The organism is Yersinia bercovieri ATCC 43970, from assembly GCF_013282745.1.
GTDB classification, from domain to species: domain Bacteria; phylum Pseudomonadota; class Gammaproteobacteria; order Enterobacterales; family Enterobacteriaceae; genus Yersinia; species Yersinia bercovieri.
Genome location: NZ_CP054044.1, coordinates 2,066,374 through 2,090,751, shown reverse-complemented (window position 1 = coordinate 2,090,751; position 24,378 = coordinate 2,066,374). Strand labels below are relative to the sequence as shown.

Sequence of the window (24,378 nt, the reverse complement as noted above, 5' to 3'; positions counted from 1 at the left end):
CATTAGAAAACTGAACTGGCCCTTTCACCTTGATGCTAACAACAGATTACTTTGGCAAGGCCATTAAAAACGCCCGCATTGTCGCAAAATCTGCTGGTAAATCATGGGATAGCAATGGTAATTGCGCCCGTATCGCCAGTGGTTTTGGCAAGGGTAGCTCTTGGCCCAAAATGGCTTCCACGCTCTCTTTGAATTTCGCCGGGTGTGCCGTACCAATGAACAGCCCGAACTCACCATCTTGCAACTGATCACGCAATACACGGTAAGCAATAGCGGCGTGAGGTTCTGAAATGTAACCCAGCTTCGCCAGCTCGCGCAGGGTCTCTTTTGTCACCTCATCACTCACTGCACCGTGGCCCAAATCCTTCAACTGCCAGACCTTACGGCGATATAGCTCCTCTACACGCGGCCAGTTATTCGGCTGGCTGACATCCATGGCATTCGATAAGGTCGCGACCGTGGATTTTGGCTGCCACTGGCCGTTGACCAAGAAACGCGGCACGGTGTCATTGGCATTGGTTGCCGCGATAAAGCGCTTCACCGGTAAACCTAAGGATTTAGCCAGCAAACCTGCGGTCAAATCACCAAAGTTGCCGCTTGGCACAGAGATAACCAGTTGATTACGCGCTTCTTGTGGCAGTTGGGCCACTGCTTCAAAGTAGTAGCAAATCTGCGCCAGTAAGCGGCTGATATTGATTGAGTTCGCCGAGTTAAGACTCAGTTCCTGCTTTAATTCTTCATCATCAAAGGCTTGCTTGACCAGCGCCTGGCAGGCATCAAAATCGCCATCAATCGCCACGGTGTGGATGTTGCCCCCCAGCGTACAGAACAATTTCTCTTGCAGTGGGCTGATTTTTCCGCGTGGATAGAGGATAACCACACGCACATTTTTCAAGCCGTAGAAAGCATGGGCTACCGCCGCACCAGTATCACCGGAGGTCGCCGTTAAGATGGTCACCGGCTGGTCACCGGCGACTTCAGCCAGCATTTGCGCCATAAAACGAGCGCCGAAATCTTTAAACGCCAAAGTCGGGCCGTGGAACAGCTCCAGTGTGGCGATATCATTCTCAACTTGCGCTATCGGTGCCGGAAACTCAAAAGCGGCCTGGACGCGCTTGGTTAACACCTCAGGGGCAATTTCGCTGCCAATAAATGCAGACAAAATACGGCTGCTGCGCGTCACAAAGTCCAGATCCAGCAGTTGGTCTATCTCTGTTACGTTAAATTCGGGCAACTCCAGCGGGAAAAAAAGCCCCTGCTGCTTACCCAGGCCCTGCTTGATCGCTTGCGAGAAGCTGACCTGCTCGTTGTGATCTTTAAGGTTATACAGTTTCATGCGTTATCCCAGTAGTCGTGCGCCTGCGGTATCCAGACGGCAAATATGAACAAAACCTTCGTCGTTTTGCAGGTAGTGATTTTGTAGCCAGCTCGCCATGCGCTGCGCGGTTTCAGTGTCGTTGCAGACAGCAAACAGTGTCGGGCCGGAGCCAGAAATGCCACAGGCCAGTGCGCCGATATCCTGTGCCGCTTGTCGTGCAGCCGCAAAGCCTGGCAGCAATTGGGTGCGGTAAGGCTCGGCAATCACATCTTTCATCATTTTGGCGGCTAAATCTGGCTGCTGCGTGTGGCAGGCATGAATGAATCCCGCCAGGTTGCGCCCATGTGCGATGCAATCCTGGCGGCGATACTGTGCCGGCAAAATGGCGCGTGCCTCAGCTGTTGAGACTTTAATACCCGGATAGGCCATCACCCACAGCCAGTCGTCAAAACCGGGGACGCCCTGACTGATGTAGCCCTCCTGCTCAAGAATTAGCTGCATCCCACCCAAATAGCAGGGCGCGACATTATCAAAATGGACACTTCCAGAGACGCGCCCTTCCAGCTCACCCATCAGCCCCAGCAGCGTCACCTCATCCAGCGGCTTGCCACAGAACTCGTTCATTGCCATCAAACCGGCCACCACCGAGCAAGCACTGGAACCCAGCCCTGAACCAATCGGCATGTTCTTTTCCAGCACCATCGCCACCGGAATCGTTTTGCCGATCGCCTGACAAAAACGCTCCCAACATTGATAAACGATATTCTCTTTCGGGTCATTAGGTAATTTACTAACAAAGCGACCTTCATTGCGCAGGCTGAAACGATCAGCCGCCGTCACACTGACGCAATCGCCAAGTAGGGTGCCATCTATCGGTGTCACTGCCGCGCCCAACACATCAAAGCCGACGCTGACATTGCCAATCGATGCCGGAGCATAGATTTTAACCATATTTAAACTCCCAACTTCCATGATAATGTGCGTAAAAGATCGGCAAACACCCCTGCGGCAGTCACATCATTACCTGCGCCATAACCGCGTAATACCAACGGAATCGGCTGATAATAGCGGGTATAGAACGCCAGCGCGTTTTCACCACTCTTCACTTTATACAGTGGATCGTTACCATCAACCGCATCCATCCGCACTTTACAACGCCCCTCTTCAATGACCCCGACATAGCGCAGTACTTTCCCCTGCTCTGCGGCATTCGCCACCAGACGGGTAAATTCTGCATCCAATGATGGCAAACGTGCCAGGAAGCTCGCTACATCACCAGAGGCATCAAAACTTGCAGGTAGCACAGGCTCAACCTCGATATCTGCCAGTTCAAGTTTGTACCCCGCTTCACGGGCCAAAATCAACAACTTGCGGGCAACATCCATTCCAGACAGGTCATCCCGTGGATCTGGCTCGGTATACCCCATCGCCTTGGCCTGCAAGGTGGCCTCTGATAGTGTCATCCCTTCGTCCAGCTTGCCGAAGATAAAGGAGAGCGAACCTGACAGGATGCCAGAGAAGCGCATCAGTTCGTCACCGGCATTGAGCAAATTCTGTAAGTTTTCGATCACCGGCAGACCCGCGCCGACATTGGTGTCATACAAGAACTTACGGCATGATTTTGCCGCCGCCGCGCGCATCTGGCGGTAGTAGTTCATTGATGAGGTGTTGGCTTTCTTATTTGGCGTGACCACATGGAAACCATCTGCCAGGAAATCAGCATATTGATCCGCCACCGCCTGGCTAGAGGTACAGTCAACAATCACCGGATTGAGCAAATGATACTCTTTCACCAAGCGAATCAGGCGGCTCAGGTTAAATGGCTCCTGCACTTCAGCCAATTCGTGACGCCAGTTATCCAGCGCAATACCATGCACATTGGTCAACATGGCTTTGGAGTTGGCGATACCGCAAACGCGCAGATCAATGTGGCGCTGTTTCAGCCATGGCTGCTGGCGATAGATTTGCTCAATCAATGCCCCGCCCACGCCACCGACACCAATCACGAACACTTCAATCACTTGATCAGTGTTAAACAGCATTTGATGGCAGACACGCACGCCGGTGGTCACCGCATCATTACTGACCACCACCGAAATAGAGCGCTCGGACGAACCTTGGGCGATGGCGATAATATTGATGTTGGCACGGGCCAGTGCCGAGAAGAAGCGGGCTGAGATCCCACGCAGGGTGCGCATACCGTCGCCGACGACAGAGATGATAGCCAGATGCTCCATCACATCTAGCGGCTCCAGCACGCCATCTTTAAGCTCTAGATAAAACTCCTCCTCCAGTGCCTTACGGGCGCGCAGAAGCTCCCCTTGTGGCACACAGAAGCTGATGCTGTATTCGGAGGAGGACTGAGTGATCAGCACCACAGAGATACCACTGCGCGACATCACGGCAAAGACGCGGGCAGCCATACCGACCATCCCTTTCATTCCCGGCCCTGAAACATTGATCATCGCCATGTTATTCAGGTTGGTGATGCCTTTTACCGGGAAACCGTCGTCACTGCTCTCGCCGCCAATCAGTGTGCCGGGAGCTTGCGGGTTAGCGGTGTTTTTTATCAGGCAAGGGATCTGGAACTGGGCGATGGGGGCGATAGTGCGGGGGTGAAGAACTGAAGCGCCAAAGTAAGATAGCTCCATCGCCTCCTGATATGACATCGATTTCAATAAGCGCGCATCAGGGACAACACGGGGATCGCAAGTATAAACCCCATCAACATCAGTCCAGATTTCACAACAGTCCGCGCGCAAACAGGCGGCCAACACGGCGGCTGAGTAGTCGGAACCATTACGCCCCAGCACCACTAACTCACCTTTGTCATTACCGGCAGTGAAACCTGCCATCAGAATGATGTGATCGGCAGGAATATTGCTGGAGCCAATACGGCGAGTCGATTCAGTGATATCCACCGTGGATTCGAGATAGTGGCCTTGAGCTAGCAGTTTCTCGACCGGATTAATCACGCTGACTTGATAACCTTTCGCTTGGAATAGCGCTTCCATAATAGCAATGGAGAGTTTTTCGCCACGGCAAATGATAGCCGCATTGATGCTGTCCGGGCACTGTCCCAGCAAGGAGATACCATGTAAAACGTGCTTGAGTTGCGCAAACTCATGGGCGACCAAGGCTTTCAAACGCTCATAGTCAAAGCCCGGTTGGGCATCGGCTAATCCGCGTAAAAGCTCGGAAAAAATCCGCTCGGCATCACTGATGTTTGGCGAGATATCTTGCCCGGCGACCATTTTGTCGATCATCGCGACCAGATGGTTGGTAATTTTAGCGGGGGCGGATAATACCGTAGCCACTTGTCCCTGACGCACATTACTTTCAATGATATCGGCAACACGCATAAAGCGTTCTGCATTTGCTACTGATGTCCCGCCAAATTTCAGCACTCGCATTTCTGGTTCTCTCCCGCTTTCGCGCTTTTTTATCGCAAACTTTTTTGCAAAGATTTGATTGAAAAAAAAAGCCCGCACTGTCTAGGTGCGGGCTTTTTTCTGTTGTTTCCTGTACGCGTCAGCCCGCCCCGTAACCAGTGGTTTCGGTGGTGGTAATAATCGTTGTAGTCAGGCTGATGTATCGCATGTCGTCTGTCTGTCTCATAAATGAAGCTCTCCCTATATTGGTTAAAGCAATCGCCCGATGAAGTCAAATTTTTTCATCTAATGCCGCTAATTAACTCATTACTCAATCAGGGTTAATCCTCTAAACCTACAGGGGTTATCTGGCAATACAATTAAAAATAATGGTTAACAGCCAGATAATAAAACTGAAATATTAACTTTAATCCATATAATTAACTTTAACGTTTTTTTTCAACTTAATGATAGAACCCCCTGACAGGCCATTGATACCAGCTCTATGATAAAAACCGCTTAAAGCAACGAAATAGTCATTTTCTGACTCGCTATTCAGACTAGCTTTCTAAAAAGTAGCAAAAAATGCCTCTTGCCCTTGTTGCTTTACATTTGGCTAACATTGGCGATAATTCTTCTTATGCTTTTGTGCGAAATAGCGCACTGGCAAGAAAAACCGCTTCATTGCCGCCATGGCGGAAGAATATTGATTTTAAACAATAAAAATCAACAGATTAGAAAAGTGTTTTTTTTGTTACGTCTGACAATCAATTTTTAATATTAATAACACTGAATCGAACACATATTTTAGCCCACCATCACTTAAGCTGGTATTCTTGTAAGTCTTTTTCACAAAAGTGTTAACGTGCTACAATTGAATTTGATATATGTCAACAAAGCGTAGTTTTGTTGGGTGGTAGATTCGGCTTACACTGTTATATTGCTGTTAATAGGGTTAGGATATGCGCCGCTTTTGTCACCTTTGGGGCTGTAGGGAGTAACACCCCGACCAAGCTAGTGATGTTGTTGACGTTGATGGAAAGTGCATCAAGAACGCGTTTACGTACTTTAGTCATGTGATGAACGGGATGACGAGTAACAAGTCAATAAAAATCCTAATATAACAAAGACTTCTGTACTTCCTATTTCTATTTTGTTGGCAATTTTAGGTAGCAAACATGCAGACCCCGCACATTCTGATCGTAGAAGATGAGATAGTTACTCGTAACACCCTGAAGAGCATTTTCGAGGCGGAAGGCTATGTTGTTCATGAAGCCAATGATGGCGCAGAAATGCACCACATTCTGTCTGAGAATGATATTAACTTAGTTATCATGGACATCAATCTGCCGGGCAAAAATGGCCTGCTGCTGGCACGGGAACTTCGTGAACAAGCCAGTGTTGCCCTGATGTTCCTGACAGGTCGTGATAACGAAGTAGATAAGATCCTTGGCCTGGAAATTGGCGCTGATGATTACATCACCAAACCTTTCAATCCGCGTGAATTAACTATTCGGGCACGCAACCTGCTGTCGCGTACCATGAATCTGGGCAGCGTCGGCGAAGAGCGCCGTTTGGTTGAGAGCTATAAATTTAATGGCTGGGAGCTGGATATCAATAGCCGCTCACTGATAAGCCCTGCGGGCGAGCACTATAAGCTGCCACGCAGTGAGTTCCGCGCCATGCTGCACTTCTGCGAAAACCCGGGCAAAATTCAATCCCGTGGTGAATTGCTGAAGAAAATGACCGGTCGTGAGCTGAAACCGCATGACCGTACAGTTGACGTGACTATCCGCCGTATTCGTAAGCATTTCGAATCCACACCGGACACGCCTGAAATCATCGCCACTATCCATGGTGAAGGTTATCGTTTTTGTGGTGATCTGGAAGAGTAATCTTTCGCGAACACACAAAGATAAAAAGGCCAGCTTAGATGCTGGCTTTTTTATCTCTTTATTCTGTTAAATTAGACGGTTGCCACGGCATAATCGGCACGGCACTGATGGCATTTTTCGGTGAACCATCAACCACGCGATCCGAATAGGTCAGATAGATTAGCGCATTGCGTTTTTGATCGTAGAAACGCACCACCTGTAACTTTTTAAATACCAGTGAAGTACGCTTCTGGAAAACCACTGTACCGTCAGATTTCTTATTCTGAATCTTGTCACTTAGCTCTATCGGCCCCACTTGCTGGCAAGAGATTGCTGCGTCAGACGTATCTTCCGCCAACCCTAACCCGCCTTTGATACCGCCGGTTTTTGCCCGGCTGATATAACAAGTTACATTTTTAACATCAGGGTCATCGAAGGCTTCAACCACGATTTTATGATCCGGCCCCAGCAGCTTAAATACCGTATCGACTGAACCAATCTCCTCCGCATGGGCGCTAATTGCCCCCAAAGAAAGTAAACAACCAAGCAATATCCAACTTTTTTTCATACACTTACTCCATTCCGTTGAATAAAGTTATTCAACGCTAACTATTTTTAGCAAAAATAAAATATCCGCTAAAAAACCATTTTATAGATCTTAGATGCTTTTTTAACACATAACGATAGGAAATTCTTAAGCAGTCGGGAACATAAAAAGTTGCTACTATGCGCCAGAGTTATTATTTCCATACTATTAACACCCTAAATTTAGGCCGCTTTACGAGGAAGATCTATGGATCAAGCCAGTATCATTCGTGATTTGCTCAGCTGGCTAGAAAGTCATTTAGACCAGCCTTTAGCACTGGACAATGTCGCTGCTAAAGCAGGCTATTCAAAATGGCATTTGCAGCGAATGTTCAAGGATGTCACCGGGAGTGCTATCGGTGCTTATATTCGTGCAAGAAGGCTATCTAAAGCCGCTGTCGCGTTACGACTCACCAGCCGCCCTATTTTGGATATTGCTCTGCAATATCGCTTTGATTCGCAGCAAACCTTTACCCGCGCCTTTAAAAAACAGTTTGCGCAAACACCGGCGCTATACCGTCGGGCGGAGGATTGGCATTCAGCGGGAATATGTCCGCCGATCCGGTTAGGTGCCTATGCTCTGCCTGAACCTGAATTCATCACCTTACCTGAGCAACATCTGGTCGGTTTAACCCAGAGCTACTCCTGTACCCTTGAGCAGATATCGACCTATCGCACTGAATTGCGGAGCCATTTCTGGCAACAGTATCTGGGGGAAGCCGATCAACTGCCGCCGGTACTCTATGGCTTGCATCACTCCCGACCGAATCAGGAGAAAGATGATGAGCAAGAGATTTTCTACACCACGGCCATTGAACCACAGCATGTGCCGGGTAACGTGCAGGAGGGGCAAGCGGTTATCTTGCAGGGTGGCGAATATGTGCTGTTTAGCTACGAGGGGCCGCTGGACGGTTTACAGAACTTCATCCTGACACTCTATGGCACCAGCTTGCCGCAGTTAGGATTAACCCGTAGACGTGGCTATGATATCGAACGATTCTTCCCGCAGGGGAGGCCAAAAGATCAGCCTCCGACCTCGCTGAAATGTGAATATCTCATCCCTATCCGGCGTTAACGCTGTAGCTCATCAAGTGCTGGCATATCCAAGTGAGCGGTATCGCCAGCACTTTCAATCACCCACCCCGAAGCCAGCCAAGGGCTCTCCTGATAATCAACACGCGACAGCGAACAGTTGCGCAAACGTAGACGCCGTTCGGCATGTGCGGGTAAACCAAGCAACGTACTCAGCAAGCACCCCAGCGCCATACCATGGCTGACTAACAGCGGCTTGCTGCCAGCAGGTAACTCAAGGCAGCTATCTAGCGCCGCACGCATACGCCGCCCCAGCTCTGTCATCGACTCCCCTTCAGGGATACGACCACCTTCAGTGCCATTGACCATCTGCTTACGCCACTGCTCCTCTTCTGGTGTTAAGCTCTCAATCGGACGTGTTTCCAGCACCCCCATATCCAGCTCGCGCAAACGGGGATCTGTCACCATTTTTAGCCCGCAAGCATCGGCGATAATTTTTGCCGTCTGCTGCGTACGCCCAAGATCACTGGCGATAATATGTGTGATCCCTTGGCTGCGAACCCGTTGTGCAACCAAGTACGCCTGACGTATACCGTTGTCGGTTAGCGGGCTGTCTGACTGGCCTTGAATACGGCGTTCCGCGTTCCAAATGGTTTCGCCATGACGCACGAGATATACCTGTAACATGTCTTTTTTCCGTTATACTGCGTGAAATAACCCTGCGACTTCATATGCGAAGGGTATAGGTTCTTAAATATATCGAGACTTATTATGTACCATGTTGTTGCCGCAACTACCAACCCTGCAAAGATTAAGGCTATTAGCCTCGCCTTCGATGACGTTTATGGCGCTGACAGTTACCGCATTGAAGGTGTCAATGTTGATAGTGGTGTCCCCCTGCAACCTATCGGCAGTATTGAAACACGCACCGGTGCCAGACAACGAGTGACTCATGCACGTCGGCTTCGCCCTGAGGCTGATTTTTGGGTCGGGATTGAAGCCGGTATCGAAGATAATATGACCTTTGCATGGATGGTTATTGAGCACTTACATTCACGGGGAGAGTCGCGTTCTGCCAGTTTGATGCTGCCCGATATTATATTGCAAGGAGTTCGCCAAGGCCGTGAGCTAGGCGACGAAATGGCAGTTTTAACCGGGATAGCGAATGTTAAGCAGAAAGGCGGGGCCATCGGCATTTTCACCGACGGCAAGTTGACTCGTACCAGTGTTTATCATCAAGCGTTATTGTTGGCGCTAGTGCCATTTCATAATGAAATTTATCAACAGTCAGCCCAGAGCTAAATCGCCGCGAAAGAAGCTACTTTTTATCTGCCAGTAATTGGGCCTCGAGCCAGCTTTTAAGCCGTGGTGGCGCAGCCTTCAGGCTATTGGAACCCCGGGTGATGGTGGCGATACCGGCACCCAACTGATTTTTTAGTTCACGCTGACTCAACTCACCACGCATTAACTCCTCAATGATACGGACACGGGTGCCCAGCGCGGTGCGCTCATCGGGTGTCAACATCAATTGTAACAACGGCAAATGGAGATCTTGCGCAATCGCATTTTGCAGCAGTGCAACAAAGCTCAGCCAGTGCTGATTATCTTCAGTCGACAGATTCGGATCGGTCAATCGTAGTTTTGTCATAATAAGTACCCAAGGGAGAGCTGTCATACTATTTAACTAGTACAACAGCTTATCATAACCTCAGATATAGCCAAAGAACTTGGCGCTACAGGTAGGCCGGCAACTCATTGAGTCCCGAATCACTGACTCCAATACATGATTCGGGTGCTGCAGCGCCGCTAACACCGCCGTAGCGCCAAGGATAACGAAAATCCTCAAAGTCATTGGTGTTGCGGCAAGGCAGCAAGCGAGCAAATCCCGATGAGCTGACATCAGTCAGTGATTCGGGTGCTGCAGCGCCGCTAACACCGCCGCAGCGCCAAGGACGAAGAGGATCAGTAGCGCCGCTGCCACTCGGCATCACTCAACACCTTCGTTGGGCGATTCATAAAGTGGCGATAAAAAGCATCATACGCCAACACATTTTTCACATAGCCACGGGTTTCGGAGAAGGGAATACTCTCGATAAATGCCACTGCATCAACCTGTCCGGCACTGTTGCCTAGCCAGGTATTGACCCGTGATGGACCCGCATTATAGGCCGCACTGGATAGAATGCGGTTGCGCCCGAACTGTTGATAGACCTCTTCCAGATAGCTGGTACCAATCTCAATATTCTTGACAGGATCGAGCAACTGGCTGCTATTCACATAGCCACTGATATTATTCAGTTTTACCGTGTGTTCTGCGGTGCGCGGCATCACCTGCATCAGCCCAGTTGCGCCGACCGGTGATTGTGCTTTCGGGTTCCAGGCACTCTCCTGACGCGCAATCGCCATGGCATAGCTTGGGGTGATCCCTTTGCCGTCTGTCGCCTGACGGAACTCCGCCGGCCATGCCAGTGGGAAGCGCTCTTCCAGATGATCCCACAGCTTGGCGACGATGGTCGCCTGTACACTGAGATCGGCCCACTTCTGGTTAAACGCGTAGCGGGCCAGTGCTTCCTGTTCAGGTTTACTGCGGCTAGCGACCAAATAGCTCCACTCGTTGCGGGCCAGATTATCCATATTCCAGTACATCAACTCGCGCACTCGGGCGATTTCTGGCCGCTGTGCCAGCGAGGCATCGGGTTTGGTGGCAATCTCGACATTAATCGGATAAGGAACCCCCAGTTTCTGGGCCGCCACCATCGGATAGAAGCCACGCTCTTGCATCAGGCCGCGTAAAATAGCTTCGCCCTCGGCTCTCTTGCCCTGCTCCAATAACAGTGATGCGCGCCAGTAACGCCACTCATCTTTATTTTGTGCCTCTGCTGGCAAGCGCGCTAACCAAGCGGCTAAGCCCTGGCGATCGCCACTGCCCAGAGACATGCGGATTCGGCGCTCGAGCAAGGGGGTGGAGTGGCTACGTAATGTCACCTGATCTCGCCATTTGGCTTGATCGTAAGTTGCATCCGCGCCCATTAAACGCCAGGCAACGGCCTCTTCCAGCTCCAGCTTCTCGCTGTCACTCATTTTCTGTAGCCGCGCTAATGTTGGGATCATCGCGCGGGCATTCTCTACGTCCTGACGGGCCAAACGGGTAAATGCAATCAGGGTCGCTGAGCGGGTAAAGTCCGTCGGCCCGACCGTACGGGCGAAGCTTTCAACACTGGCAGGGTCGCTTTGCAGTTTCGCCAGTGCTGTGCCCATGGTCTGGTAATCTGCCGGCAGCTGTTTGAGCAGATAGCTGACCAAACTGGCATTGCCCTCTTTCAGCGCCAGCTTCATCCGCGCCAGTGTCGCCAAGGGTGTTTGATGCCCGGCTTGTTGCCAGACACTGAATAATTTATCGCAGCTAGCGGGGAGTGCCTGACCATTAAGCCAGATTTCACTTGCCCCATCCCAAGCAGCTTGCTGTTCGCCTGTCGCCCATTTGGCATAGTAATAGTTACAGCGGGCGGCAACCGGTTTCGGCGCGGTTGGGCTGAAGGTCAATAACCCGCGCCAATCCTCTCGGCGGGCCAGCTCATTAACAAAGCGGGATGGGAGCGAACTTGCAGGCGGCAATGTTGGGTTACGGCTCAGGAAATCATTAACTTGCGCCGCGCTCACTTGGCTCAAATCTTGTGCTAACTGGCGGTATTCCAGATATGGGTACAGCGGATAGTCACGTAACGTGGGCATTAGCTGCGCCACGGTATCCATCTGATTGCTGTCCCAGGCCAGTTTAACTTGCTGATAGCGTTGTCGTTGGGCATCAAGGGAGTCAGCGGATGCCGCTGCTGAAATCGTCACCAGACACACGCCAATCGCCAGATATCGCCACTTTTCCATACTCACTGTTTCCTCACTGGTTGTTGGCTACTGCATTTCACTTACCGCAACCTCTTGAGTAGCATATGACGAGCAAAGTCATAATTAGTTCCGGCAGCGGGATATACTAACCAAGAGTTTCACTTGATAGCCAGTGATTACACACACTAATGGATTTGTAGGATTAATCTTTTTGAGTGATGATTAAAATCGGCAAGAGTCTTCTATGCTTTGTTGAGGATATTTTGTGCCTTGAAAAAAAGAAACCACAGAATGAAAAATCATATATTTAGTTATAATTCAATAGATTAAAACCAACCCGCTGCCAAATATTTCGTATTTATTATCTCAGATCAAGGCACTGTTTTCATAAAAATCTACTATCCTTGCTTAATATCACTATGCTGTTGTAAATATTTCATTTATATCCAAAGTCATTGACATTGCTAACCTCCGGCAGGGCCGAAGATGAATGGTAATATCTTTGCGGCAAATAAATGAAAGCAGATTGATAGATTGTAGATTTATTCATTTTTAAGAAGGTTCTTTCAATGCAAAACTCATCAGACCATAAATCCGCCTCCCCGCCCCCAGAGGGAAAGGCCTGGTATCAACTTACTACGGAAGAATCTTTGCAGCACTTAAGTAGCCGCGAAGAAGGATTAAGCCAAAAAGAGGCCGAAGAGCGCCTTAAACAGTATGGCCCCAATGCTCTACCGGCTAAAAAAAGTAAGCACCCCCTGCTACAGTTCTTAGCCCATTTTAATGATGTCCTGATCTACATTTTGCTTGCCGCCGCCTTAGTTAAGGGCCTGATGGGTCACTCCGTTGACACCATTATTATCCTTTGCGTGGCAGTCATTAATGCCTTAATTGGTTATGTTCAGGAAAATAAAGCTGAGAAGTCACTGAAAAGCATACAAAACATGCTCTCCAGTAAAGCTGTGGTCATCCGTGATGGCAGCGCACAAACCATTGACGCTCAAAATCTTGTACCGGGTGATATTGTTACGCTGAAACCAGGGGACAAAATCCCTGCCGACCTGCGATTGCTCGAAGCCCATAATCTTCAGATTGAAGAAGCTATCCTGACCGGTGAATCGACCGTGGTGGAGAAGCAGACTGGGGTGATTGAGGACGAATCTGTTATTGGCGATCGCAAAAATCTGCTGTTCTCAGGCACCACTATCAGCGCCGGTACGGCAAAAGGCGTGGTCATTGCCAGTGGCGGCAATACCGAACTGGGCCATATCAACCAAATGATGTCAGCGGTTGAATCGATTCGCACACCATTACTGCAACAGATGGACCGCTTGGGCAAAGCCATTTTCATCCTGATTTTAGTGATGATGGCATTTTTGTTCGTCTTCGCCTTTATTCTACGGGATCTGCCGGTCAATGAACTGCTGCTGGCGCTGATAAGCCTGGCCGTCGCCTCAGTACCGGAAGGGTTACCGGCGATTATTTCGATCATTCTCTCCCTGGGTGTGCAAGCGATGGCGCGCAACCGCGCGATTATCCGCAAGCTGCCAACGGTAGAGACTTTGGGTGCCATGACAGTCGTCTGTTCCGATAAAACCGGCACACTGACGATGAACGAAATGACCGTTAAAGCGGTGATTTTGGCTGACAACTGCTATCGCGTCACCGGTGAAAGCTACGAGCCGGTCGGCAATATCTACCCAGAGGGCAGCGAGCAGCAAGCCTCACTGGCGGGGCCGTTAAAAACATTTATCACTGCGGTGAATTTGTGTAATGACAGCCAGATTCAAAAGAACGATCAAGGCCACTGGACCATTGTCGGCGGGCCAACCGAAGGCGCATTAAAAGTATTGGCTGCCAAATCGGGGATCGAGCTGGGTCAAGTTGCGCAGCACGGTAAAATTCCTTTCGATTCGGCTTATAAATATATGGCCACCAGCCATCAGGTTGAGTCGGAAAACTGCATCTTCCTGACCGGTGCGCCTGACGTGCTGTTCACTTTCTGCCAGCAAGAGCTGACGGACCAGGGTGTGGTGCCATTCCGCCGTGATTACTGGGATGCCCAGATGACGCGCTATACCCAGCAGGGTTTGCGTATGTTGGCTGCGGCCTACCGCCCAACAGAGCAGACCATCAGCGAGTTAGGCCACAGCGACATCCAGCAAGGGATGGTATTTGTCGGTATTGCCGGCATGATGGACCCACCGCGCCCTGAAGCTATCGACGCCATTGCCACCTGCCAACAGGCCGGTATTCGCGTGAAAATGATCACTGGCGACCATCAGGAAACCGCCATGGCGATTGGTGCCATGTTGGGGATAGGTAATGGGAAAGACTCCATTACTGGCGGCCAGTTGGAGCATATGGACGATAAGGCGCTGGCGGAAGCGGCCGTCCGTTATGATATATTCGCCCGAACCAGCCCGGAACATAAGTTACGTCTGGTCAAAGCCTTGCAGGAGAAAGGCGAAATCGTCGGCATGACCGGCGACGGTGTTAACGATGCGCCGGCGCTGAAACAGGCCGATGTGGGTATCGCCATGGGCATCAAGGGCACCGAAGTGACAAAAGAGGCCGCCGATATGGTGCTCTCTGATGACAACTTCGCCACCATTGCCCATGCGGTTGAAGAGGGTCGTCGTGTCTACGATAACCTGAAAAAAACCATTCTGTTTGTGTTGCCGACCAACCTGGCGCAAGGGCTGTTAATCATCTTTGCTATCCTGGTGGGTGCGGTGATTCCGCTGACGCCACTGCAAATCCTCTGGATAAACATGGCGACCTCCACCACGCTCTCATTCGGTTTGGCCTTTGAGCCGGCAGAGCGCGGCATTATGCGCCGTAACCCACGTGATCCATCAAAACACGTGTTAGACGGCCACGCTATCTGGCGCATCGCGTTTGTCGGCACCTTGATTGCCTGTAGTGCTTTTGCCCTGGAAGCCTATATGGAGCCGCGCGGCTACAGCACCGAATTTATCCGCACCGTGCTGATGCAGACCTTGGTCACCGCACAGTGGATTTATATGTTTAACTGCCGCGTGATGGATCGCTTCCCACTGAACAAAGAACTCTTTGTCAACAAGGGGTTGTGGTTAGTCTCTGGTGTCCTGATTCTGTTGCAGTTAGCTATTATCTACCTGCCGTTTATGAATACCGCGTTCGGTACCGAGCCATTACCGGCTTACTATTGGGGCGTAACATTGCTGGTCTCTATCGCTATCTTTATCATCGTAGAGATCGAAAAATGGATCATCGGGCGCTTCAAAGGCGCTTCAAGCGCGGTCTGATTTTCAGCAACAATCATCAAGCCCGGCTAATCAGTCGGGCTTTTTTATAAATTCGAGATATTATTTAAGATAAATCTTATATTGCCGATACCACGACTATTATTGCATCAATTAAATCTTATAATGGTATCGCGGCTTACTATTTGTCTGCTGCCATTAGCGTGTAAACCGTGTCGCCCTACAGGAAGCGCAAAAATGAATATCGTCACTTGCGCAATTAACGGCGTCAGTAGTGATAAACACTATCATCCGCTTAAACTGATTACGCCACAGCGTATCTGGCGGGCATGTGCCTCTGTTTTATTCCTTATTTCGCTCCTGTTCACCGCGTTGCCCTTAAGGGCCGCGAATACTCTTAGCCCCGAACTCCTGCATGAACGCAATGATGCCGCCGCCAAAATGGTGCTGGGCATTATCAGCTATGCGCGTTGGCCAACACCGCCTGCGGTGATTCGCTTATGTATCGTGGCTCAAACTGATTACGCTGAAGCGCTATTCAATCCAGCATTGATGCAAACCGCCCATCCGATCAAAACGGCGCGCTACCCACAGCCCGACGCTTCGGTTGCCGCCAGCTGTGATGTGGTTTATCTAGGGCGTGTCACAGTACAGAAGCGGCAGGAACTGGCGGCACTCCTCTCGGGGCACTCGGTGCTTACCATCAGTGAAGATTATGACGAATGTACGCTGGGCAGTGCATTTTGTCTGCTATTGGAAGATAAGCAGGCCTCTTTCAAAGTCAATATGGATGCATTAGCACGCGGTGGGGTTCGAGTTCACCCCAGCGTGTTGCAACTTGCCCGTAAAAAGGCTGACGCATTATGAGTTCAATAAAGAATAAGTCTGCCAGTCAGACCCAACATCACCATGATGCAGCCAGACTCCCCACGCTGGGTCGTGTACTGGGGCGGATTCACTTAACGGTGGCACTGGTTTCCGTGGCCACGGCAGGTATCTTCCTCACTCTGGCGGCACTGTTCGCCCTGCGGGTTTATGCTGACCATAATCTGCATTTAATTGCCCGTTCGATAAGCTATACCACTGAAGCTGCGGTGGTATTTGGTGACAATGTGGCCGCTAACGAATCTCTGTCGCTGATTGCCGCCAATGAAGAGGTGGCCGAAGCAAAAATTCTGGATGTGAATGGTCGCGAGGTGGCGAGCTGGACACTGCCTGATGATGGCCCCATACACTATATGGAGCAAAGTGTTGCCCGCTGGGCGCTACCTCAACCGGTGGTGCTGCCGATGGTTCATTCCGGAAATGAGATTGGCACGATAGTGATTGTCGGCCATGGCGGCAGCTTGCTGCGTTTTCTGCTGCAAGGGCTGGCAGGCTTACTGGCCTGTCTGCTGCTCAGTACTTTGGTCGCGTTAGTTCTGTCACGGCGTATGCTCTTTGGCATCATCGGTTCACTGAACCAAATTACCAAAGTGGCCCATAATGTCAGCCGCAACCGCAGCTTTGGTCAGCGAGTCCCGTCGGCCAAAATTGCCGAGCTAAATGAGTTAAGTAATGACTTCAATGGCTTGCTGGAAGAGCTGGAAGTTTGGCAAAAACATCTGACGCAAGAGAATGACTTCCTCGCCCATCGGGCGGCACACGATAGCCTGACCGGCCTGGCAAACCGTGCCTTTTTTGAAGGCCGCTTAAGCCGCACACTCAATGATTGCAAGTCAGACCAACACGCTGCCGTTCTTTTCCTGGATGGCGATCGTTTTAAAGAGATCAACGATAGCTATGGTCATGCGGCAGGTGATGTGGTGCTGACCACCATCGCTGACCGTATTCGTGCCCTGCTACGTGAAACCGATTTAGTCGCCCGCTTGGGTGGGGATGAGTTTGCCGTGTTACTGGCACCTATCCACGAAACAGATGATGTGCTGATTATTGCTAACAATATCATTGAAAGCATGAGTCAACCCATCATTCTGGCGGATGGGATTGAAATTACCACCTCGCTGAGTATTGGCATTGCGATTTATCCTGATCATGCACAAACACCCGAAGAGCTGCTACAGCGGGCAGATGAGGCGATGTATCACGCCAAGAAAAATTTCCAGTCCAGTGGCGGAAGAGCTATTGCTCAGCCATCGGATATTACTCTCACAGAAAGCTTAGGGTAGGTGACATGCAGGGATTGAAAAATAGGGATCTGATCAGCCGTATCTGGCTTAGTTTTTTTGCTATCTGCTTATTGGTACTGGCGGGCTGCCAGACCAAACCAGCAGGGCTGAGTGCTGAGCAAATTGCCGCATTACAAGAGCAGGGGTTCAAGTTAACAGATAACGGCTGGGAGTTTGGTCTGGCCAATAAAGTGCTGTTTGACAGTGATGTCAGAAAGTTAAATCCGTCAGGTGAGCAAACAGTACAAAATATTGGTAAAGCATTAACGGCCGTGGGTATCACCCATTTTCGAGTTGATGGTCATACCGACGCTATGGGTGAAGATAGCTATAATCAGCAGCTCTCCTACCAACGGGCGGCGGCGGTCGCGGATACCCTGACAACCATCGGCATTCCAAGAAAAAATATTGATGTTCGTGGTCGTGGCAAGCTCGAACCCGTCGCCGATAACCGCACCGCCAAAGGGCGGGCGGAAAACCGCCGTGTCGCGATGATAGTCACCGCGCCATAACCCTTTTTTGTTTTCCGGTTTACGTTGGTAAACCGGTTTCTGCATTTATCCCGCGAAATCTGTCGACACGGCTCGACTATCCACTTTGGATACTGGTTCGTAGAATCCAAACGGGCTACACTCCGCATCAGAGATCACTACTAATAGAGAGGCAGACGCAACGTGGCTCAATACGTCTATTCCATGCATCGTGTCGGCAAAGTCGTTCCGCCGAAACGGCATATTTTGAAAAACATCTCCCTGAGTTTCTTCCCTGGGGCCAAAATTGGTGTACTGGGCTTGAATGGCTCCGGTAAATCGACCCTATTGCGCATTATGGCTGGCATCGATACCGATATTGAAGGTGAAGCTCGCCCACAACCTGGCATCAAAATTGGTTACTTACCGCAGGAGCCTAAGTTAAATCTTGAGCAAACGGTACGTGAATCAGTTGAAGAAGCGGTTAGTGAAGTCAAACGCGCACTGACCCGTTTGGATGAAGTTTATGCGCTGTATGCCGAGCCTGATGCTGATTTCGATAAACTCGCTAAAGAGCAAGGTGAGCTAGAAGCCATTATCCAAGCCCAGGATGGCCATAATCTGGATAACCAGTTAGAACGTGCTGCTGATGCACTGCGTCTGCCACCTTGGGATGCCAAGATTGCCAACCTGTCTGGTGGTGAACGCCGTCGTGTCGCCATCTGTCGCCTGTTGTTGGAAAAACCAGACATGCTGCTGCTGGACGAACCGACCAACCACTTGGATGCAGAGTCCGTGGCATGGCTTGAGCGCTTCCTGCACGATTATGAAGGTACGGTGGTCGCTATCACCCATGACCGTTACTTCCTCGATAATGTGGCGGGTTGGATTCTGGAGCTGGACCGTGGCGAAGGTATTCCATGGGAAGGCAACTACTCCTCATGGCTGGAGCAGAAAGATGCCCGCCTGGCGCTGGAAGCCTCTTCTGAAGCTGCACGTCGCAAATCCATTGAGAAAGAGCTGGAGTGGGTTCGTCAGAATCCAAAAGGCCGTCAGGCGAAAGGTAAAGCACGTCTGGCTCGCTTTGAAGAACTGAACAGTGTCGAGTATCAAAAACGTAACGAAACCAGCGAGTTATTCATTCCACCAGGCCCACGGTTAGGCGACAAAGTGCTGGAAGTTGAGCATTTGAGCAAATCTTACGGTGACCGCCTGTTAATTGACGATCTGACCTTTGCGCTGCCGAAAGGCGCGATAGTGGGGATAATCGGGCCGAACGGCGCGGGTAAATCAACACTATTCCGCATGTTATCGGGTCAGGAACAGCCGGACTCCGGCACCATTTCACTGGGTGATACCGTGCAGTTGGCCTCGGTTGATCAGTTCCGCGACAACATGGATGACAGCAAAACCGTCTGGGAAGAGGTGTCTGGTGGTCAGGACATCATGAAGATCGGCAACTTTGAAATTCCAAGCCGCGCTTACGTCGGCCGCTTTAACTTTAAAGGGATTGATCAAGGTAAGCGTGTCGGTGAGCTGTCCGGTGGTGAGCGTGGCCGTATTCATTTGGCTAAGCTGCTACAGGTTGGCGGCAACATGCTGCTGCTCGATGAACCGACCAACGATCTGGATATCGAAACCCTGCGCGCACTAGAGAATGCCTTGCTGGAGTTCCCAGGCTGCGCGATGGTTATCTCCCATGACCGCTGGTTCCTTGACCGCATTGCCACTCACATCATCGATTATCAAGATGAGGGCAAAGTGCAATTCTTCGAAGGTAACTTTACTGAATACGAAGAGTGGAAAAAACGCACTCTAGGTGCCGAAGCACTGGAACCCCACCGTATTAAGTATAAGAAAATGGTTAAGTAATCATTAACCTGATTTATTGAGACAAACGGCCTGCCATTGCAGGCCGTTTTATTCTGGAAACCTAACTCGGTAGCGGGTACTCCGCCCTTCCCCCGGCAACTTTTCAATACATTCCCGTTCCAATAACTCTGCGAGATGGCGGGTTGCTGTCGCTTTACTGACCTTGGCGACTTTTTGATATTGAGACGCACTGATACCTAAAGCAAAACCGTTTTCACCGCCATCTAACAGGCGATTAAGCACTTTTATCTGCTCGCCCCTCAACCCGCAGTTATTGTGCTTTAACCAGAAGCGATTCTTGGCCAATGTAGAGCGAACTCCTTCAGATGCTTGATTCAAGCTCTGTTCCAGAGTGGCGATAAACCATAGTAACCAAGCTGTGATATCCAGACTTCCACGTTGGCATTGCTCCAAAATAGCGTAATACCCATCGCGGTTCTCAAGGATGGCGACTGACATGGTGTAAAGATGAATACTTTGGCTATCCGCTTGTGATAATGCCATGTCGGTCAGTGCCCTAGTAATACGACCATTACCATCCTCGAAGGGATGCAAGGTGACGAACCAGAAATGTGCTATTGCGGCTCGTAAAAGTGGATCAACCGCGTTATCAATGCGAGATACATTAAACCAATCGATAAACTGTTTTAGTTCCGCAGACAGAACATCGCGAGGTGGTGCTTCAAAATGAACCTTTTCCTTGCCCATTCGGCCTGAAACGACCTGCATCGGGTCCCCCCCTCGCAATTGACCGCTCTTAATAGGATTCAGCATCCATGAATTATGGGGAAACAGCCATTCGTGCCATTGATACAATCGTTCAAGCGTTAAATCCGCATTACATTCATGAATGGCGTCGAGCATGATGTCAGCCAAACCATCAGAACGATCAGATGTCGGGTCACTCTCTGTCAAAGTCATCCCAAGCTTTTTTGCCAGCGATGAACGCACCGACCGGACATTAAGTTGCTCATTTTCTATTTTTGATGACGCGACAATATTAGCCAAAAGCACATCTAAGGTTTTTAAGGCGCTTTCAGCCGAGGTATTTCCCCTATTTTCACCAAGGAGTTGGCCGAGCTTAAACCGGGTGTTGCGTAGCTGGGGCTGAATAAGCGCCTCATCCCAGTAAAAATGGGGCCACTTCTCATGCTGCCACACCCATAGGTTTTCGTGCATCGTTATCTCCAGAGTTGAGAGTGAGCCGATTAGTCGCCATATTCGGCTCATTTTTTGAGCCGAATAAGCAGTATATTCGGCTCATCAAGACATTGCCAGCCCTTGCATGTAATCCTCAAATACCGGATGACCCATCACCACATCAATAAAGCAGCTCAGCGCGGGTGAGTTTAATTTGCGGCTTGGATAGACCAAATAGAGCTCATTGCCCTCGGCTTGCCATTGGGGCAACACTTCAATTAGCTGGCGGCTCGCTACCACATCACGGCTTAAAAATGCGGGGAGTAGCGTGATCCCGCCACCTGCGAGGGCGCATTCGCGGGCATACAACAGATTATCCGTGACATGCTGCACTGGCACTTGCCAGCGATAAAACTCACCTTCACGGCGCAGGATTAGCGCCTGCCAGGCGCGATGGGCAATACAGTGGTGCATCGCCAATTGGCTGGGATGAGACAAGGGTGGATGCTGTGCCAAATAGTCTGGCGCAGCCAGCAGGTAGCGTGGTGCATAGCCCAATCTGCGGCCAATCAGTGACGAGTCCTGTGGCTTCCCGGTGCGCAGCGCCACATCAAAGCCCTCCTCCACCAGATCCACCATGGTATCCGACACCAGCACCTCCAGCAGCACATCCGGATATTGCCGCTGAAAATCGGTCGCCAGCCGCGCCAGCAAGGTGGCACCTAATCCTGCCGGCGTTGAAATACGCAAGCGCCCACTGGGGTTATCTTTCAGCCGTTGCAGTGCCAGATCTGCGCGCTCAGCCGCGTGTAACATCTCTTGGCAATGCACCAAATAGCGCTCACCGGCAAAGGTCAGATTCAACTGACGGGTAGTGCGGTTGATCAGCCGAATCCCTAGACCTTGCTCTAACTGACTGATGCGCTTACTGACACTCGACTTCGGTAAACCGGCCATTTCAGCCGCGCGGGTAAAGCTGCCACACTCTGCGACTCGCGCGAACAGCGCCATATCCTGCAGTTGCTTAAACATGATTGTTTACCTCAGACGAACACTGCGTTAGTGATTGTCCATCTTATCACTGCCATCAGATAGGTCTAGACTCCATCAATACGCTAAACAGGAAGATAAAAATGACGATGAAAGCTATTGCCGTGAACCCACAACAACCCGCTGATTTTATTGAAATCGCGCTAGATCTGCTTACCCCCGGCCCCTTTGATCTGCTGGTTGAAGTCAAAGCGGCATCCATCAATCCGGTTGATACCAAAGTGCATAGCAGCTTGCAGAAAAACGGCCTGCAGCAGCCACGAATTCTGGGTTGGGATGCAGCCGGAGTGGTAGTCAGTGTCGGCGAGAAGGTCAGCGATTTTCGTGCTGGCGATGAGGTTTGGTATGCCGGTGATATCACCCGCCCCGGCAGCAATGCCAATCAGCAATTGGTCGATGCCCGCATTGCGGCCCATAAACCCCGCACTCTCAACTGGGCGCAGGCCGCCGCGCTACCATTGACCGCCATCACCGCCTGGGAAGCACTGTTCGAGCACCTGAACATCCAACATGCCAGTGCCGAGCAAAACTTGCTGATCATCGGTGGCGCGGGCGGTGTCGGCTCACTGGCTATTCCATTGGCCGCATTGCGCAGTCCGGTAACCGTGATTGCGACCGCATCACGGCCAGAATCAGCCGCCTGGTGCCGTGAACGGGGGGCAGATTTGACGGTAGATTACCGTGACCTGAAAGCGCAGTTAGCAAAAGAAGGTATCGATAAAGTAGATTATATTCTCTGCCTGAATGACACTGACGGCCACTGGCCCGCTATCAGCGAACTTATCGCGCCACTGGGGCAGATCTGCACCATTGTTGAGAATGAAAAACCCTTGGATCAGAATCAGTTAAAGCTAAAAAGTGCGGCCTTGCATTGGGAGTTTATGTTCACCCGCAGCATGTACTCTACGCCAGATATCGCCCAACAAGGGGAGATTTTACAGCAGGTGAGCCAGCTCGTGGATGAGGGCAAACTGCAAGGAACCCTGAGCGAAACACTGCACGGTCTGACGGTAGAAAACCTGCATACTGCCCATGCACAAGTGGCAAGCGGGCATATGCAGGGCAAGATAGTGATTGCTTACTAAGGTTACTCTTCCCGCGCTTCAGCCAGTACTGAAGGGCGGGCAAGACGTTGCAGGTCGGCGGCCAGGAGCTGCTGAACCAACTCGACACAGCGTAGGAAACGCGCGTCATAATCTGCCGATTCAACATGCACATATTCAATATTATTGCTGCGCAACATCTGCTCCAGCAAATGCTGAAAAGCTTTGCGGTCACGATCACTGCCAAGGCTACGCAGCCCATCGGCGACCCATGGCGTGTTGTTCTCCAGCAAGATAACCAGATCAAAGCGGTATTCATCAATCAGCGCCTGCACAAAGGGGTGCTCGCGCCCCTCATATTTTTTGCAGAATGCCTGGGTGGTGACAAAATCGGTGTCGATAAAGGCCACTTTATTAGCATATTTCACCGCAAAATCCACGTACTGCGCTTGCCCTAGTGCAATCTTGTCATAATCGGAATATTGCAGCGCCATCTCATCGCCGCCAAGATGAGAGAAAACATAGTCGCGGCCATACTCCCATGCACTGGTGGTATTGAAGATATTGGCTAACTTATTGACCAAAATAGATTTTCCGCTGGATTCGCCCCCCAATATCGCCACGGTACGAACAAAAAAGGGCTTCACCTCTGTCGGAATGTAGTCCCAGTAGCGGAAAGGATCGCGGCGGATTTGGCGGCCACTGATGTTCATAAATGAGCGCTGTGGATCAATCAGGATGGTTTCGATACCTAACTGCTCGCGGTAACGTGGCGCATCCTGACTTTCGCTGGAGTAAATAAAACTGGGGACGATACTCTTTTCAGCCATGAATTTTTTGACGCCACGGCTCCAGACATCCCAACCATGGGGATAAGGTTCAATGCCATGCTCATCAAATGAGTGAATATGGATATTTTTCTGATATTTAAAGGTTTGTAGCAACCAGCGCAGGCGGTCACTGACCGTGGGCTGCTGTGACATCGAACTGTTTTCGAACAGCTCGCGATCACGGGGTTCATCGTGACACAAAATGACATGCAACTCGTCGACCTGGCTACAGGCGCGCTGGATTAAAAAGATATGACCGGTGTGGAGCGGGTAAAATTTACCAAACACCACACCCACTTTTTTCTCGCGGCGTGGGAACTCCAACTCCAGAAAACGGTGTAAAGCTTCCAGCTTTTGCGCACTGGGGCTTTTGATTTTGTCATTGAGTAGCTGGCTTAAATACCCCTTGGTCATGCCGCTGGCTTCAGCCACCTGCTGTAAGGTACAGCCTTTCTGCTTAATTGCTGTTTTGAGATAGTCGAACTGCAGCATGCCGCCTCCTTGTTTAGTGCGCTAAACAAAAATAACACAGTA

General features: G+C 50.6%; 22 protein-coding genes and 1 other annotated feature. Of the genes, 9 read left to right on the top strand and 13 right to left on the bottom strand.

Annotated elements, in window-relative coordinates:
• Nucleotides 1–46: 46 nt before the first annotated feature.
• The 5 genes from thrC to yjjY form a co-directional block, all read right to left on the bottom strand.
• A complete protein-coding gene (thrC, locus tag HRK25_RS09400; protein ID WP_005270659.1) occupies nt 47–1,336 on the bottom strand; it encodes a threonine synthase in 1,290 nt (429 codons plus the stop codon).
• Between the two features lie 3 nt (nt 1,337–1,339).
• A complete protein-coding gene (thrB, locus tag HRK25_RS09395; protein ID WP_005270660.1) occupies nt 1,340–2,269 on the bottom strand; it encodes a homoserine kinase in 930 nt (309 codons plus the stop codon).
• 2 nt (nt 2,270–2,271) lie between these two features.
• On the bottom strand, nt 2,272–4,731 hold the full coding sequence (thrA, locus tag HRK25_RS09390) for a bifunctional aspartate kinase/homoserine dehydrogenase I (protein WP_005270661.1): 2,460 nt from the start codon (nt 4,729–4,731) through the stop codon (nt 2,272–2,274).
• A 61-nt stretch (nt 4,732–4,792) separates the two neighbouring features.
• Nucleotides 4,793–4,911: a sequence feature (Thr leader region), on the bottom strand.
• Nucleotides 4,850–4,918, bottom strand: coding sequence for a thr operon leader peptide (thrL, locus tag HRK25_RS09385; RefSeq protein WP_099460353.1), 69 nt, complete (start codon nt 4,916–4,918; stop codon nt 4,850–4,852). (Overlaps the previous feature by 62 nt.)
• A gap of 706 nt (nt 4,919–5,624) precedes the next feature.
• A complete protein-coding gene (gene yjjY / locus HRK25_RS20190; protein WP_004706054.1) occupies nt 5,625–5,765 on the bottom strand; it encodes a YjjY family protein in 141 nt (46 codons plus the stop codon).
• Nucleotides 5,766–5,867: 102 nt separating this feature from the next.
• On the opposite strand from yjjY, the gene arcA reads away from it, so the two are divergent.
• Complete coding sequence (gene arcA, locus HRK25_RS09380; protein WP_004706052.1) at nt 5,868–6,584, top strand: two-component system response regulator ArcA; 717 nt, start codon at nt 5,868–5,870, stop codon at nt 6,582–6,584.
• Between the two features lie 58 nt (nt 6,585–6,642).
• On the opposite strand, the gene creA is transcribed toward arcA, so the two are convergent.
• Nucleotides 6,643–7,131, bottom strand: a complete 489-nt coding sequence (gene creA, locus HRK25_RS09375) for a protein CreA (protein WP_005270663.1) — start codon at nt 7,129–7,131, stop codon at nt 6,643–6,645.
• Nucleotides 7,132–7,356: 225 nt separating this feature from the next.
• On the opposite strand from creA, the gene robA reads away from it, so the two are divergent.
• The gene (gene robA, locus HRK25_RS09370) at nt 7,357–8,223 is read left to right on the top strand and encodes an MDR efflux pump AcrAB transcriptional activator RobA (RefSeq protein ID WP_005270664.1); all 867 of its coding nucleotides are present in this window, start codon (nt 7,357–7,359) and stop codon (nt 8,221–8,223) included.
• Here the strand turns inward: robA and gpmB are convergent.
• Nucleotides 8,220–8,867, bottom strand: a complete 648-nt coding sequence (gene gpmB, locus HRK25_RS09365) for a 2,3-diphosphoglycerate-dependent phosphoglycerate mutase GpmB (protein ID WP_032896347.1) — start codon at nt 8,865–8,867, stop codon at nt 8,220–8,222. The two genes, robA and gpmB, sit on opposite strands and share 4 nt — an antisense overlap.
• Nucleotides 8,868–8,951: 84 nt before the next feature.
• On the opposite strand from gpmB, the gene yjjX reads away from it, so the two are divergent.
• Nucleotides 8,952–9,482, top strand: a complete 531-nt coding sequence (gene yjjX / locus HRK25_RS09360) for an inosine/xanthosine triphosphatase (protein WP_005270666.1) — start codon at nt 8,952–8,954, stop codon at nt 9,480–9,482.
• Nucleotides 9,483–9,498: 16 nt separating this feature from the next.
• Here the strand turns inward: yjjX and trpR are convergent, their stop codons facing one another.
• From trpR to sltY, 3 genes are all read right to left on the bottom strand, one after another.
• The gene (gene trpR, locus HRK25_RS09355) at nt 9,499–9,828 is read right to left on the bottom strand and encodes a trp operon repressor (protein WP_032896350.1); all 330 of its coding nucleotides are present in this window, start codon (nt 9,826–9,828) and stop codon (nt 9,499–9,501) included.
• 85 nt (nt 9,829–9,913) lie between these two features.
• Complete coding sequence (locus HRK25_RS09350) at nt 9,914–10,168, bottom strand: hypothetical protein (RefSeq protein WP_032896353.1); 255 nt, start codon at nt 10,166–10,168, stop codon at nt 9,914–9,916.
• Nucleotides 10,143–12,062 (bottom strand): murein transglycosylase, encoded by a 1,920-nt coding sequence (sltY, locus tag HRK25_RS09345; protein WP_005270670.1) that lies wholly within the window; start codon nt 12,060–12,062, stop codon nt 10,143–10,145. Before sltY ends, HRK25_RS09350 begins: the two co-directional genes overlap by 26 nt.
• A gap of 530 nt (nt 12,063–12,592) precedes the next feature.
• Here sltY and HRK25_RS09340 point away from each other — a divergent pair.
• The 5 genes from HRK25_RS09340 (at nt 12,593) to ettA (ending at nt 19,781) form a co-directional block, all read left to right on the top strand.
• Nucleotides 12,593–15,313, top strand: a complete 2,721-nt coding sequence (locus HRK25_RS09340; RefSeq protein ID WP_032896356.1) for a cation-transporting P-type ATPase — start codon at nt 12,593–12,595, stop codon at nt 15,311–15,313.
• Nucleotides 15,314–15,508: 195 nt separating this feature from the next.
• Nucleotides 15,509–16,138: a regulatory sequestration protein YfiR gene (gene yfiR / locus HRK25_RS09335; protein WP_005270679.1), complete on the top strand. Its 630-nt coding sequence runs from the start codon at nt 15,509–15,511 to the stop codon at nt 16,136–16,138.
• On the top strand, nt 16,135–17,439 hold the full coding sequence (gene dgcN, locus HRK25_RS09330; RefSeq protein ID WP_032896360.1) for a diguanylate cyclase DgcN/YfiN: 1,305 nt from the start codon (nt 16,135–16,137) through the stop codon (nt 17,437–17,439). The genes yfiR and dgcN overlap by 4 nt, the downstream gene beginning before the upstream one ends.
• A gap of 5 nt (nt 17,440–17,444) precedes the next feature.
• Complete coding sequence (gene yfiB / locus HRK25_RS09325) at nt 17,445–17,951, top strand: outer membrane lipoprotein YfiB (RefSeq protein ID WP_005270685.1); 507 nt, start codon at nt 17,445–17,447, stop codon at nt 17,949–17,951.
• A 162-nt stretch (nt 17,952–18,113) separates the two neighbouring features.
• Nucleotides 18,114–19,781: an energy-dependent translational throttle protein EttA gene (ettA, locus tag HRK25_RS09320; protein ID WP_032896362.1), complete on the top strand. Its 1,668-nt coding sequence runs from the start codon at nt 18,114–18,116 to the stop codon at nt 19,779–19,781.
• 48 nt (nt 19,782–19,829) lie between these two features.
• Here ettA and HRK25_RS09315 read toward each other — a convergent pair whose 3' ends face one another.
• Entirely contained in the window at nt 19,830–20,960 is a 1,131-nt protein-coding gene (locus HRK25_RS09315; protein WP_032896364.1) for a Fic family protein, read from the bottom strand.
• An 84-nt stretch (nt 20,961–21,044) separates the two neighbouring features.
• Nucleotides 21,045–21,953, bottom strand: coding sequence for a LysR family transcriptional regulator (locus HRK25_RS09310; RefSeq protein ID WP_005270693.1), 909 nt, complete (start codon nt 21,951–21,953; stop codon nt 21,045–21,047).
• A gap of 101 nt (nt 21,954–22,054) precedes the next feature.
• On the opposite strand from HRK25_RS09310, the gene HRK25_RS09305 reads away from it, so the two are divergent.
• Nucleotides 22,055–23,056, top strand: coding sequence for a zinc-binding alcohol dehydrogenase family protein (locus HRK25_RS09305; protein WP_032896366.1), 1,002 nt, complete (start codon nt 22,055–22,057; stop codon nt 23,054–23,056).
• A gap of 2 nt (nt 23,057–23,058) precedes the next feature.
• On the opposite strand, the gene nadR is transcribed toward HRK25_RS09305, so the two are convergent.
• On the bottom strand, nt 23,059–24,336 hold the full coding sequence (gene nadR / locus HRK25_RS09300) for a multifunctional transcriptional regulator/nicotinamide-nucleotide adenylyltransferase/ribosylnicotinamide kinase NadR (RefSeq protein ID WP_005270697.1): 1,278 nt from the start codon (nt 24,334–24,336) through the stop codon (nt 23,059–23,061).
• Nucleotides 24,337–24,378 lie beyond the last annotated feature (42 nt).

Bases quoted from the DNA above. Each gene is read 5' to 3' on its own strand.
- robA (WP_005270664.1), top strand. From the start codon at position 7,357: ATGGATCAAGCCAGTATCATTCGTGATTTGCTCAGCTGGCTAGAAAGT.
- trpR (WP_032896350.1), bottom strand. From the start codon at position 9,828: ATGACAAAACTACGATTGACCGATCCGAATCTGTCGACTGAAGATAAT.
- HRK25_RS09305 (WP_032896366.1), top strand. From the start codon at position 22,055: ATGACGATGAAAGCTATTGCCGTGAACCCACAACAACCCGCTGATTTT.
- yfiB (WP_005270685.1), top strand. From the start codon at position 17,445: ATGCAGGGATTGAAAAATAGGGATCTGATCAGCCGTATCTGGCTTAGT.
- HRK25_RS09310 (WP_005270693.1), bottom strand. From the start codon at position 21,953: ATGTTTAAGCAACTGCAGGATATGGCGCTGTTCGCGCGAGTCGCAGAG.
- yjjY (WP_004706054.1), bottom strand. From the start codon at position 5,765: ATGACTAAAGTACGTAAACGCGTTCTTGATGCACTTTCCATCAACGTC.
- sltY (WP_005270670.1), bottom strand. From the start codon at position 12,062: ATGGAAAAGTGGCGATATCTGGCGATTGGCGTGTGTCTGGTGACGATT.
- thrB (WP_005270660.1), bottom strand. From the start codon at position 2,269: ATGGTTAAAATCTATGCTCCGGCATCGATTGGCAATGTCAGCGTCGGC.
- yjjX (WP_005270666.1), top strand. From the start codon at position 8,952: ATGTACCATGTTGTTGCCGCAACTACCAACCCTGCAAAGATTAAGGCT.
- yfiR (WP_005270679.1), top strand. From the start codon at position 15,509: ATGAATATCGTCACTTGCGCAATTAACGGCGTCAGTAGTGATAAACAC.
- thrC (WP_005270659.1), bottom strand. From the start codon at position 1,336: ATGAAACTGTATAACCTTAAAGATCACAACGAGCAGGTCAGCTTCTCG.
- gpmB (WP_032896347.1), bottom strand. From the start codon at position 8,867: ATGTTACAGGTATATCTCGTGCGTCATGGCGAAACCATTTGGAACGCG.
- dgcN (WP_032896360.1), top strand. From the start codon at position 16,135: ATGAGTTCAATAAAGAATAAGTCTGCCAGTCAGACCCAACATCACCAT.
- nadR (WP_005270697.1), bottom strand. From the start codon at position 24,336: ATGCTGCAGTTCGACTATCTCAAAACAGCAATTAAGCAGAAAGGCTGT.
- thrA (WP_005270661.1), bottom strand. From the start codon at position 4,731: ATGCGAGTGCTGAAATTTGGCGGGACATCAGTAGCAAATGCAGAACGC.
- arcA (WP_004706052.1), top strand. From the start codon at position 5,868: ATGCAGACCCCGCACATTCTGATCGTAGAAGATGAGATAGTTACTCGT.
- HRK25_RS09350 (WP_032896353.1), bottom strand. From the start codon at position 10,168: ATGCCGAGTGGCAGCGGCGCTACTGATCCTCTTCGTCCTTGGCGCTGC.
- HRK25_RS09340 (WP_032896356.1), top strand. From the start codon at position 12,593: ATGCAAAACTCATCAGACCATAAATCCGCCTCCCCGCCCCCAGAGGGA.
- HRK25_RS09315 (WP_032896364.1), bottom strand. From the start codon at position 20,960: ATGCACGAAAACCTATGGGTGTGGCAGCATGAGAAGTGGCCCCATTTT.
- creA (WP_005270663.1), bottom strand. From the start codon at position 7,131: ATGAAAAAAAGTTGGATATTGCTTGGTTGTTTACTTTCTTTGGGGGCA.